This window comes from Brumimicrobium aurantiacum (assembly GCF_003402975.1).
Lineage (GTDB): Bacteria > Bacteroidota > Bacteroidia > Flavobacteriales_D > Crocinitomicaceae > Brumimicrobium > Brumimicrobium aurantiacum.
Genome location: NZ_QURB01000005.1, coordinates 168,546 through 181,043, shown reverse-complemented (window position 1 = coordinate 181,043; position 12,498 = coordinate 168,546). Strand labels below are relative to the sequence as shown.

Below are 12,498 nucleotides of genomic sequence, written 5' to 3'. Positions count from 1 at the left end.
CGTCCGCAATACATTTAAATGACATATTTTTTTAGTAGCCAACCGGTGGTTCCACCAAGAAGTATTTTCACAAGTCCACCCAATACAAATGGATTGAATCCATAAAGTATCGCATCTGAAATTCCTAAACTAAACGCTAATCTCGTTACACCGCAAAGTAAGATAATTAGGGTTCCAAGCAAAGCTGTTATCAATGCATTGCTAATTGTATTGCTCCATTTTTCTGAAAGCAAAGCTGTTATAATACCTCCAAATAGAAACCCAATTAAATAGCCACCACTATTTCCTTTGAAAGCATTAATTCCATTTCCTCCATCTGCAAAAATTGGTAGGCCTACTAAGCCAATTAACAAGTAAAGTAAGATAGAAATTGTTCCATCTTTGAGTCCAAAAACATAAGCAACCAATAAAACAGCAAAGGTTTGGCCAGTGATTGGAATGTCAACATTCAATAATTCAATGTCGATTTGTATTTGCGTAAACAAGATGATAAAAATCAACCCTATAAAAATCCGAATGCTGCTTTCCATGCAGTAAATGTAGAAAAGATAATTGGAAGTTTATAGGGTTGGATTTAAAACTAAGGATTGTTTATTCTTCTAAGTCTAAGCATCTAATATAGAGGTTTTGCGAACGGATATCTTGTTTGAGCTCATTCGATTGATAAATGCGTTTATCGAGAATAAAATCTTTCTATTTTAAGTCTTCTTTAAAGTGATTGTACAAGAGTTGATCATTGTAATGTAGGCTTCTTAAATAATGTATTTCAACGCCTTTGTTTACAGTTAGATTGTGTTTGGTGATGATCCAACTGAAATTAATTACACTGCAAATATTGAATGCGATAAGGAAAGTCCATGTCATTCGATTGATGAGGTAAATATTTGTTTTCTTGTTTTTGATTTTAAGGTAAGAGAAAAATAAGCCAATGATACAAAGTATTAGGAAGATATAAACACCAATTCTTTTATGGGTGAGTCCAAATTCATAAATGTATTCGGTGTTTTTGGTTATGGCAGAAAGCACTAAAACTCCATTTAGGGCAATCCAAAAGTAGGTGAGTTTTTTAAGGAGCGTAGCTTCATGGTCAAAATTGAATGTTGATTTAAAGTAAAACAAGATCACTGCAATAGCTAAAACTATAGAGAAGATAATCGTTTGAACTCTTTCGTGGGTAGCATCGCTTAATGTTGTATCTGTTGCTGTTTGATAAAATTGCTCATAGTTGAAAGTGATGATAAAAATAAGTAAAAAGATATTCAGCATGATGAGCGAGATTTCACCACTTTTACGTTCAAGGTCTAGCGGAAGAAAAGCCACTGTTTGTTTTCTCTCTTTTTGTTGATGGGGCTCAAAATCGTTGGTCATTTTTTGATTATAAGTTGCAAATAATCTCGGTAAATGCGTAAACCAAAAGTTAAAGAAAAAGAACCCTCCTAATAATGTGAGTAGAATTACTTTTGATGGATCAAATGAGAAAGATAAGTTTTTAAAGAAGTCTGATATAGTACTACTTCCAGTAGCATAAACCAAGAGGAAAATAATAGAAAATATGAGAGGTATAATTACCAATGCTATGATTTTGGTGAATACTTTATTGTTGGCTTTTTTGGACGGCATCCATTTTCCATGAAGCAATCTGAAAATAAAAGTTATGGAGTTATAAAACCTTAAAAAAGGGTATAAAATAATGTTTAGATTTTCATATTTTCCATTTACTCCATACGCTGAAAGAGCGATGAAAAGCGCAAAAAAGGAGTAGGTGTCGGCATAATAGATTTGTGAGATAAATCCGATAAAAACCATACCTGAAAGCAACCAATAGTTCTTCGTTTTTCTTTTTTTATCAGTATTCAGGTGGAATAGCAGCCAGGTAACGATTGCAATGATTCCAAAGTTTATACCAATGTATTGATTGTAGAATAAGATGACAAATAAGATTGTCGTGATAAGCGTCAGATTTAACTTTTTATTTCTCTTCATAATTAATATTTAAAAGTACTTTTAAATTCAAAGTACAGGTTTAAAAAAATATACTATTCCCCTTTGATTAGTTTTTCAAGTATTTCAATGTGCTTTTTAAATTCCATTCTTCCCAATTGGGTAACACGATAAGTGGTGTTGGGTTTGCGGTCAATAAATTCTTTTTTGACTTCAATATATTCTTTGCGTTCAAGTCCTTTGATATGACTCGCCAAATTACCATCCGTTACATTGAGCAATTCTTTCAGATCTTTAAAACTGAGCCAATCGTTCACCATGAGTGAAGACATGATTCCAAGTCTTGTTCGATTTTCAAAGTCTTTATTTAGTTCTTGGACATTCATTGGTTATTGATATTTCTTTTGCATGTAAAAACCATAAATGATATGAAGTACTCCAAAACCAATGGCCCACAATAAGAGTCCTTTTCCAACAAAAAATAATCCGATAATTCCTAAAACTAACTGACAATATCCTAAATATGTTATTGCAGGGAAAGTGTATTTTCCAGCATTTAGAAGCGCAAGACCATAAAATATTAAAGTTGTAGGAGCGATCAAAACAGCACTTCCATTTAAAAATAATGCAAAACAGAAAATTCCTCCCATAGCTAAAGGAACGGCAAGATTAATTAATAGCTTTTTAGTGACATGATTCCATATCTGGAGATTGTTTTTTCTGCTTTTCCTTACCGAAAAAAGAATACCAGTTGTTAATGCGAGAACGAGAGTGATCATTCCTATCGCAAAAAGTTGGTTAAGTAAGTCAATACTTATGGTCCTGTTAGTCGTTTCAAAATAATGCGTACCACTATTTGCAAAGAGCATGTATGCTGTTCCTGCTGCTATCAAGGCGTAAATTCCTGCGAAAACACCAGACCAGCCACTCAATGAAATAAACCTTGATGATTGTTCCATCATGGAACGAATCGCCTTAAGATCATCTATATTTTTATCAGCCATAATAAAGTACTTTTAAATACAAAGTTAATTGACTTTTAAAAACTCCACCTTAAAAAAATGCTTTTTTAACGTTTTTTGAGGTAGAGTCCCTTCAAATGAGTTTTATGCTTCTTCTTGTGCTTTTTCTAAGAAACCTTTAAAAACATCGACACTTTGAGCACCTGATACAGCGTATTTACCTTCGGCAACAAAAAATGGAACACCTTGAACGCCGATGTCTCTTGCCTGTTGAATATCGTTTTTCACTTCTTCTGTAAAGGCATCGCTTTCGATAACCTCTGTACTTTTGTCTTTTGACAAACCTGCCATTTCAGCAAGGGCTTTTAGGGTAGGCGCATCATCAATGTTTTTTCCATCTTCGAAATGTGCTTTCAAAAGGATTTCTTTCATTTCTGCTTGTTTACCTTCTTGTTTAGCAAGGTGTAAAAGTCGGTGAGCATTGATTGAATTGGCAACGATTGAAGAATCAAAATTAAATTTCAAACCTTCACCTGAAGCCATTTCAGTAACGTGTCCAAACATTTTAGTGACTTCGTCATCAGATATTCCTTTGGAATGTGCTAAATGCTCTTTTGCATCTATTGTTTCATCCGTTTTTATACTTGGATCCAATAGAAAGCTCTTGTATTCAACATCAATATTCTCTGCACCAAGAGCCTCAATAGCTTTTTCTAATCTTCTTTTTCCTATATAACAAAATGGACATCTTATGTCACTCCAAACTTCAATTTTCATAATTCTATTTTTAGCTAAACAGTTAGATTTAGCTTTTGTTTATAAACTTTCTAAAAGTTCCATAAAACGATCTTTACTTTGTCTCGACAATGGAACTTCTGAACCATTTTTCATTACGATTATACCACCATCTCCACGTTCGTATCGTTCTATGTGATTAAAGTTGATGATGTGGGAACGGTGACATCGAATAAAGTCTGGAAGGCTTAAAACATTCTCGTACTCTTTCATGGTTCTGGAAGTAAAAATCTTTCTTCCGTCAGTTAAATGAAAGTAAGTGTAATTTCTATCGGATTGACAATGGATGATGTCTTTAAGGTCTACAACATACATAGAGCCTTTGGTCCTTATCACGACTCTTTTATTACTGTGTTTGAGGTTTTCGAGCAGCGTTTCATATCGCATTGACAAATCAGACTTTGATTGAATAGTGTCGATAGCATTTTCCAAAGCACTTTCTAATTCTTCAATTTCTACAGGTTTAAGGATGTAATCTAAGGCAGAGAATTTAATTGCTCGAATAGCAAATTCCTGATGTGCAGTAACAAATATGATTTCAAAATTACGATGCCTTAGTCTATCTAATAAATCAAATCCAGAGCCATCTGGCATTTGAATGTCTAACAAAACGATATCAGGGTTGTGTTCGTTGATGACGTCTATTCCTGATTGTACACTGTCAGCTTCTGCTACAATTTTTAAAGGAAAGTTTGTGCTAGAAACCATTTTTTTTAACATAGATCTGGTTCGACCTTCATCGTCTATTATGATTACTTTATAACTCATTTATATAATTAGTTTTATAAGCAGTAGAAATAAAAACTTTGGTTCCAGTTTCTTCAGCTTTGTTAAGATCAACTATACGTAGTTCACCTTTTCTTTTATGTTTTTTATTAAGTAGAGCGATTCTTTCTCTTGTAAGTTTAATGGCCATGCTTTGATGGTTCTCCGAATTTTTGGTTTTTCGTTGGGAAGAAGCCTTTCTTCCAATTCCATTATCTTCTATTGTAAATATAAATAAATCTCCTTTTATTTCACAGCGAATTTTAATCATTCCGTCTTCAATTTGATCCAAATTCCCATGCTCAATTGCATTCTCAATAAAGGGTTGTATAAGCATTGGAGGGATAGATATGTTTGACAGATCTTTAATGGTCTCATTTTCAATAACAAATTCGAATCGTTCCTCAAATCTCATCTTTTGAATCACCAAATAACGATTGATGATTTCCATTTCTTTTTCTAATGAAATAAATTCTTTGGTATTGTTTTCAAGCATTAAACGCATGAGTTTCGAAAAATGAACCAAGAACTTTGTAGAATTAGAGGTGTCTTCATCATAAATGTAACTCTGAATGACTGTCATTGCATTGAATATGAAGTGTGGATTCATTTGTGAACGTAAAAGTTTCTGCTGCAACTCCGTTTCTTTTTGAGCGTTGACTAACTGTTCTCGCTTATTTTTATTCTTAATTGTAATGTAGATTATGATGAATAGTCCGATAGCGAAGATGAAAATAACAATCATCAGATTGGTTTTTAACCGCGAAATTGTTAACTCATTTTCAACCTTATTTCTATCCGCTTGTTGTTGTTCAAGTTCTTTCTCTTGTTCGATGATTTTTCTTTCCTTCTGCTCAGATTGATATAATTCACTTAATTCAGCGAGCTTATGTTCTGTTTCTGCTTTGTGAATACTATCACTAACGGATATGTATTTTAATAAATAATCATTCGAAGCTTTGACCAAGCCTTGTTCGGATTTGATTTTTGCATATTGCAAATACGCTTTTTTTAGTGGGATTTTTTTCTTCCTTGATGTCCAATATTCAATTGCAGATATTAAGGCATTTTCAGCTTTTTCGAGTTTATCTTGTTTGAGGTATAGAATAGATCGATAGTAATTTAAATCAGCATATCCACTAGAATCGCCAATCGTAAGATAGAATTCATTGCTCAAGTCATAATTTTCATCAGCTAATTCGAAATAATTTTTGGTGCAAAATACTTTACCAATGTTTTTATGTGTACGGGCAAGGCCGTCTTCGTTCTGAACATTGTAAAACTTTATCAATGATTTCTGATAGTTAGAAATACTTTTTTTGTATTTGAATTCCAATTCATAAATCACCCCTAAATAATTATATAAAGTTCCAAGAATATAATCTAATTGTGTGTTTTTAACCAATTGTTCTGCTTCTTTAAAGCTAGATTTTGCTTTGTTTAAGTTGCCTAGTTTTAAATGTATTTCACCAATCCTTACTAAGTGAAATGCTGTATTTGCGGTTAAATTATTCTCTCGAGATAAGGAAACTCCTTTTTGTTGATTAAGAAGAGCTAATTCAAATTGTTCATTTTCTAAGTATAAATTCGAGATGATATCATAAATGGAGGAAGCTAAAGTTTGTGTTGGACCTAATTTAGCTTGTTCCAACGCCTTTTCCAAAAAATCAATTTTTGAACGTTTAGTGATGTTGGTCTTGGCAGTTGATATTGTATAAAAAAGACTTTTACGAATAGGATCTGAAAAATGGTCAATGTTGTTTTTTAGAGTGGTATATTCCTCATCTGTGATCAAACTCTTTTCGAGGAATTTTATCATTCCACTGGTGAGTAGAACATCGGGGGCCTTCATACTGAAATTTGCAAATCTACTTTCAGGGTTGTTTAAACCACCTATTCTTGCATTATTAAATCCATAAATCAATAAATAAAAACTTCCTTCTTCGGAAAACTGGTCGATATATCGTTTGTGGTTGATGATTAAGGAATCACAACTTAAGTTATTGGTTTGACTTAGTGAATTTACCCAATTTAAAAAGTGCTTCTCTTTTTCTAATTTAGTTTTAGCATTTACTATTTCATTGATGAAATTGTCTTCACCTTCAGCATTTACTGAGAAAGTAAGCAAAATCAATACATATAGAAGTAGTATTCTTTTCATGCCAAAAAATCAATATTGTTAGTGTTCATTGTTTTATGAAGTTATAAAAACATTTTAGATCTATGTGTATATAGACCTTCTTTCCTTTACTTAAAATTGAGTAAGATTGTTCTTCTAAAAATAATAAACGGCTCAAATATCTTTAATTTTTACGAATGAAAAAGGTTTTTTTATGAAATTCATATTTCGAAGCAGAGATAGTTTTTTTGTCAAAAAAATCATTTTTTTTTGAAGCTAAAATGTTAAAATTCAAAATATGAAATTAACTTAGTACCCTATTTAATTTTGATACCAAAAGTTATAAAACATCTGCTATGACAAAGATACTTTTCCCAACCGACTTTTCGCAAGCTGCAGAAAATGCCTTTTTTTATGCACTTCAACTTACCAAAAAGCTAAATGCTGAGTTGGTACTAACACATATTTATGAATTGCCAGATTTAGGAAGGTCATTACACAATACATCCAAAGAAGTTTTCGAGATAATGGAAATGGAAACGCTGGAAAAGTTCAAAAAGTCTGTGGAGGAATTACGCAATAAAGCGATCGTTAATGGTTATGTAAATGTTGAGTTTAGACAACAGATGGATGAAGGTCAAACGGTTCCAAAAATTATCGATTTAGCCATCAAAGAGAAAGCAGATTATATTGTGATGGGAACTACTGGAGCATCAGGATTAAAAGAAGTTTTGCTTGGATCTGTAACTGCTGGTGTTATTGATCGATCACCTTGTAATGTGTTGAGTATTCCAAATGATGTGAGTCCAACCAATACAATTGATAAAATTGCCTACCTAACGAATTATCAAGATGAAGAAATTGATTCGTTTAACGTTGTTCATGATTTTGCAAAGATAATGGACGCTTCAATGAGTACTATTCATTTCTATAAGGATGTCACTGAAATGGAAGAAAGTGAAATGGAAGAATGGAAAAAGAAATTAAATGTTGATTCCAATCAATTGGAGTCACATGTTGTTTCTGGTGCTAACTTTGAAGAAGCAGTTTCAAGATTATACATTGATGAGGACATTGATGTTTTGGCAATTCAGCCACGAAAAAGAAATTTTTTTACACAACTATTTAAGAAAAGCGTTTCAAAACAAATGGTTCATCATTTAAATATTCCTTTGTTTACTTTGCCTGCTGTTTAAATTTAGAATTAAACAGATATGAAGCTTTTAATCGCTAAGTTTTTTCGTGTAGTTTTTAAAATTCCAGTATTGAAACCCATGTTCTTTGGTTTTCATCAACGTGTGTTTAAACCCTACAATTTATTTAAGAACTTGGTTTGTGAAGTGGAGCATGATGGACTCAAATTGAAATTGAAAATCGATGATTGGATTCAAGAAAAGATTTATTTTACAGGGGAATATGAAAAAGCAGAACTTAATGTTCTGCGTCAATACTTGAAAAAAGGTGGAGTCTTTTTGGATGTCGGAGCAAATTTAGGTTGGTACTCTCTACATGCTTCTAAAATGGTAGGGGAGAATGGTAAAATCATCAGTTTTGAACCATTTTCTACTAATTATTCTGCGCTTAAAACTCATGTTTCAATCAATTCGATTCATAATATAGTGGTCGAAAGAAAAGCAGTAGGAAATGCATTAGGTACACTGACCATGTACAATGATGAACAAGAAGGGAATCTAGGAATGGTGACGGCAAAATTTGTAGAGAATGCTAAAAAAGAACTTGTTGATGTTATTACAATTGATAATTATGTTGAGCAACACACCTTAAGAACTGTAAACTTTATAAAAATAGACACCGAAGGTTTTGAATTGGCTACGTTAGAAGGAATGCGAAAAACCCTTCAAAATTTTTCCCCAAAAATTTTAATTGAAATTTTAGACGATGTAGCAGGTGAGGATAATTATCAAAAAGTCCATGAGTTCCTGTATGATTTAGGATACCACAAATTTTATATTAGCGATGAGGGTATTATTTCATCTGCACCAACATGTATTCACCGTAAGAATTACTTATTTATAAAGGAGAAATTATAAAATCTCCTTCACTCTTCCTACATCACCACTCTCTAAACGTACTTTTATGCCGTGTGGATGATTGGGAGAGCTCGTTAAAATTTTCTCAACAATTCCTTCTGTTAGTTTGCCTGACCTCTGATCCTTTTTTAGTACAATCCTAACTTCAGCACCAATGTGAATGTTATTTCGGTTTTTTCCTTCCATGATTTCAATCGTTGATTAAATAATTGTGCTCAACTTGCTTACTGGGTAAGTAATTCGACTCCTTTGAATTTTTCTGCAACTTCGTCTAAAGTATCATAAATTTCGTTTAAGTCAAAAGTGGTGACCAATTTTGTTCTAAATGGTTTGAAATGTGGAATACCTTTGAAATAATTCGAATAGTGACGTTTCATCTCAACAATGGCCAATTTTTCACCTTTCCATTTTACACTCATTTCTAAATGTCTTCTAGCTACATCAATTCTTTGGTCTAATGTTGGCGCAGGAAGGTGTTCTCCCGTATTTCTATAGTGTTTAATCTCGTTGAAAATCCATGGATAACCAATTGATGCTCGGCCAATCATTAGTCCGTCAACACCATATTTTTCTTTGTATAAAACTGCTTTTTCTGGAGAATCAATGTCTCCATTTCCAAATACAGGGATGTGCATTCTTGGATTGTTCTTCACATCTGCAATTAAAGACCAATCTGCTTCACCTTTGTACATTTGTTTTCGTGTACGACCGTGTATAGAGATTCCTTCAATTCCAACATCCTGAAGACGTTCAGCAACTTCAACAATGTATTTCGTATTGTCGTCCCAACCCAATCTGGTTTTTACAGTGACAGGAAGAGAAGTACTTTTTACGATTTCTGCCGTCATCTTCACCATCTTGGGAATATCTTGCAAAATTCCAGCTCCAGAACCTTTACAGGCTACTTTCTTAACGGGACAACCATAGTTGATATCAATAATATCAGGATTGGTTTTTGCTGTTATCTCCGTAGCACGTTTCATGCTCTCGATATCATTCCCGAAAATTTGAATTCCTACCGGACGTTCATATTCGAAAATATCTAATTTTTCAACACTTTTTACTGCATCGCGAATTAATCCTTCCGAAGAAATAAATTCAGTGTACATTAAGTCAGCGCCATTTTCCTTGCACAATGCACGGAAAGGTGGGTCACTAACATCTTCCATTGGAGCGAGTAGAAGAGGGAAGTCCCCTAACTCAATATCTCGAATTTTTGCCATATCGCTACAAAATTACTGCTTAGTTTAACAACAGCAAAATAGTTTTTGAATTAACAGTTATAAATGATTAAATTTGAAATTGAATTTTTTACTGTTTACATCTCATTTTATAACTTTTTGAATTCATTAAGTCCTGTTTTTATGAAGCCTCTTATATTTTTCGCTATCCTATTCTTTGCTTTAATTTCTGCATGTGGGAAAGTGGAAAAACTTGAACCAGACATTTCATTTCGTAAATATAACCCTAACTTGCGGCTTAATCCTGTAGATAGCTTGAGTTATATGTATAATTCAAATTGTTTCGAATACTTACCTTTTCCAACTGATTCAACACAGTCAATTCGTATTGATGTTGATAAAGATGAAATTGATGATTTTGAATTTACATACACCACTTTCTATGTGTATCAAAATTCAGTAGATTCTTGTGAGAATTATAATTCAAGTATTTCAATTAAAGCAATTGGGGCAAGCAATAAAGTTATTGTTGAAGACGAATTCAAACAACAAGTTTTAATTTTTGAGCAAGGTGATGATATAGAAAAAACAAATACTGTTTCTGATAGTGCTATTATCTTTTTAGATGATTATTCTGCTGAAGAACAATATCCTTTATCTGCAGGAAATAAATTAATTGGCGTTCGATTAACAGGCAATAAAATGGCTTGGATTAAAGTAGCTTATCATAAAGAAGAACTTGCATTCTCTATAATTGAACATGCATATAATGATAATTTTCATCTCGGAATTACTGCCGGTTCTTTAGAGTAAGTCAACCTTAAACAATCAAAATCAATAGGATAAGCAATGTGTGGAATTACTGGAATTGTAAATAGAAGAGCGAAAGTAGACGCGGACAAGCTAACCCAAATGACCAAGCTAATTGAGCACCGTGGGCCAGATGCAAGTGCTATTTTCGTGAATAATTATAAAACATGTGGACTAGGACACCGTAGATTAAGTATTCTTGATTTAAGTGAAGCAGCTAATCAGCCTTACCGTTCAAAATGTGGGAATTTTACCATGGTTTACAATGGCGAACTGTATAATTTTAAAGAACTTCGTGATTCTTTAGAAAAGGATGGTGTAAAATTTACGACTTCTTCAGATACAGAAGTTGTGCTTGAAGCATTTATCAAATGGGGAAAGCAATGTGTTGATCATTTTAATGGAATGTTTGTTTTTGCTGTATGGAATGAAAAAAATGAGGAGCTCTTTATTTTTCGTGATCGAATTGGAATCAAACCGCTTTACTATGCTTGGGATGAAGAAACACTGTACTTTGCTTCTGAGTTAAAAGCAATTGCTCCTTTTATTAATCAGGAAAGTTGGGATGAAACTGCAATTCAACACTATTTTCGCTTAGGGTATATTCCGGCTCCATTTACGATTTATGATGGAGTGAAAAAATTAGAACCGGGTTCTTATATTCAGTTGAATAAATCCGATTTTTTGGTGGGAAACTACTGGAATTTAGAAGAAAAGGTCCGAAAAACGACTGTTTCTAACGCAAATGAGGCGAAAACGACTTATCATGATTTGTTGAAATCAAGTGTTCAATCACGATTGCAATCTGATGTGCCATTTGGTGTTTTCTTAAGTGGTGGGATTGATTCTTCTACCGTAGCAGCAGTTGCACAATCGGTTGCAAAGGAACCTATTTCGACTTTTTCAATTGGGTTTGAGGAGGCTTCTTTTAATGAAAGTGAATATGCGAAAAAAGTAGCAGAACAATTGGGAACGAAACACCATGAATTTGTGCTTTCTCATAAAGATATTCAAGATTTAATTCCACAAATTCCAACTTGGTATGATGAACCTTTTGCAGATGCCTCAGCTTTACCTACATACTTGGTTTCTAAAATGGCCAGTGAAAAAGTCACCATGGTTTTAACAGGTGATGGGGGAGATGAGCAGTTTATGGGATACGGAATGTACACTTGGGCCGACCGACTAACGACTTTAAACACCATGCGTTGGTTTTTGAAAAAAGGACTTTCAATGTCTTCGAACGTCAATAAGAAAAGAGCAAGTCAATATTTTAATTATGGTGAAAAAACACATTTACCATCTCATATTTTCTCTGTTGATCAAGGTTTTTTCAATGCCAAACAAATAAGGCAAAGTTTTTCTTTTGCCGATGATTATGCGCCATTAATGTTAGGCAAAACGAATCGTAGATTATTGGTGAGTGAAAAACAGTCATTTCATGATTTGAAATTTTATTTGCCAGGAGATTTATTGACGAAAGTAGATCGAGCAACCATGCAAAATGGATTGGAGGGGAGAGTTCCTCTGTTGGATCACCGATTGGTTGAGTTTTCATTGAATTTAGATGAAAAACTAAAACGTAAGCATGGAGAGAGTAAATATTTACTGAAACAAGTCTTGTATGAATATTTGCCGAAGGAAGTCTTCGATAGACCCAAATGGGGATTTGGAATTCCATTGAACAAATGGTTAAGCAATGAATTAAAACCCTTGTTGGATAAATATGTCAATGAAGAAATATTGGCTAAATACTCTTTTTACAATGTCCAAGAAATAATGAAAATAAAGCAAAGCTACCTCGATGGACAAACGTATCTTTTCAATCAGTTGTGGCTTGTGATTATGTTTAACATGTGGAGTGAAAAATAATT

13 protein-coding genes are annotated in these 12,498 nt (G+C 33.2%); 4 read left to right on the top strand and 9 right to left on the bottom strand.

All coding sequences use genetic code 11. From position 1 onward, the window contains the following. Positions 1-14: 14 nt before the first annotated feature. The 7 genes from DXU93_RS09505 to DXU93_RS09475 all read right to left on the bottom strand — a co-directional run bounded on the left by DXU93_RS09505 (position 15) and on the right by DXU93_RS09475 (position 6,624). The gene (locus DXU93_RS09505; protein WP_116881050.1) at positions 15-530 is read right to left on the bottom strand and encodes a biotin transporter BioY; all 516 of its coding nucleotides are present in this window, start codon (positions 528-530) and stop codon (positions 15-17) included. A 163-nt stretch (positions 531-693) separates the two neighbouring features. Further along, positions 694-1,983, bottom strand: a complete 1,290-nt coding sequence (locus tag DXU93_RS09500; protein ID WP_116881049.1) for a DUF4153 domain-containing protein — start codon at positions 1,981-1,983, stop codon at positions 694-696. Between the two features lie 53 nt (positions 1,984-2,036). Beyond that, positions 2,037-2,327 carry a winged helix-turn-helix domain-containing protein gene (locus DXU93_RS09495; RefSeq protein WP_116881048.1) on the bottom strand — a complete coding sequence of 97 codons (291 nt, stop codon included), beginning with the start codon at positions 2,325-2,327 and terminating at the stop codon, positions 2,037-2,039. Positions 2,328-2,330: 3 nt separating this feature from the next. Further along, positions 2,331-2,945, bottom strand: a complete 615-nt coding sequence (locus DXU93_RS09490; RefSeq protein ID WP_116881047.1) for a hypothetical protein — start codon at positions 2,943-2,945, stop codon at positions 2,331-2,333. Positions 2,946-3,047: 102 nt separating this feature from the next. Then, positions 3,048-3,680: a DsbA family oxidoreductase gene (locus tag DXU93_RS09485; RefSeq protein ID WP_116881046.1), complete on the bottom strand. Its 633-nt coding sequence runs from the start codon at positions 3,678-3,680 to the stop codon at positions 3,048-3,050. Between the two features lie 39 nt (positions 3,681-3,719). Then, complete coding sequence (locus tag DXU93_RS09480) at positions 3,720-4,466, bottom strand: LytR/AlgR family response regulator transcription factor (RefSeq protein WP_116881045.1); 747 nt, start codon at positions 4,464-4,466, stop codon at positions 3,720-3,722. After that, positions 4,456-6,624, bottom strand: a complete 2,169-nt coding sequence (locus DXU93_RS09475; protein ID WP_116881044.1) for a tetratricopeptide repeat-containing sensor histidine kinase — start codon at positions 6,622-6,624, stop codon at positions 4,456-4,458. The genes DXU93_RS09480 and DXU93_RS09475 overlap by 11 nt, the downstream gene beginning before the upstream one ends. 314 nt (positions 6,625-6,938) lie before the next feature. Here DXU93_RS09475 and DXU93_RS09470 point away from each other — a divergent pair, with 314 nt between their 5' ends. After that, entirely contained in the window at positions 6,939-7,778 is an 840-nt protein-coding gene (locus DXU93_RS09470; RefSeq protein WP_116881043.1) for a universal stress protein, read from the top strand. Between the two features lie 18 nt (positions 7,779-7,796). Beyond that, positions 7,797-8,633, top strand: coding sequence for an FkbM family methyltransferase (locus DXU93_RS09465; RefSeq protein WP_116881042.1), 837 nt, complete (start codon positions 7,797-7,799; stop codon positions 8,631-8,633). On the opposite strand, the gene DXU93_RS09460 is transcribed toward DXU93_RS09465, so the two are convergent. Both DXU93_RS09460 and dusB read right to left on the bottom strand, forming a co-directional pair. Further along, positions 8,628-8,819 carry a YwbE family protein gene (locus DXU93_RS09460; protein WP_116881041.1) on the bottom strand — a complete coding sequence of 64 codons (192 nt, stop codon included), beginning with the start codon at positions 8,817-8,819 and terminating at the stop codon, positions 8,628-8,630. The genes DXU93_RS09465 and DXU93_RS09460 overlap by 6 nt on opposite strands. Positions 8,820-8,857: 38 nt before the next feature. Beyond that, the gene (gene dusB, locus DXU93_RS09455; RefSeq protein ID WP_116881040.1) at positions 8,858-9,856 is read right to left on the bottom strand and encodes a tRNA dihydrouridine synthase DusB; all 999 of its coding nucleotides are present in this window, start codon (positions 9,854-9,856) and stop codon (positions 8,858-8,860) included. Between the two features lie 141 nt (positions 9,857-9,997). Here dusB and DXU93_RS09450 point away from each other — a divergent pair, with 141 nt between their 5' ends. Together DXU93_RS09450 and asnB are read left to right on the top strand one after the other, a co-directional pair. Continuing rightward, positions 9,998-10,627 carry a hypothetical protein gene (locus DXU93_RS09450; RefSeq protein ID WP_123776103.1) on the top strand — a complete coding sequence of 210 codons (630 nt, stop codon included), beginning with the start codon at positions 9,998-10,000 and terminating at the stop codon, positions 10,625-10,627. 36 nt (positions 10,628-10,663) lie between these two features. Continuing rightward, complete coding sequence (gene asnB / locus DXU93_RS09445) at positions 10,664-12,496, top strand: asparagine synthase (glutamine-hydrolyzing) (protein WP_116881038.1); 1,833 nt, start codon at positions 10,664-10,666, stop codon at positions 12,494-12,496. Positions 12,497-12,498: the final 2 nt, after the last annotated feature.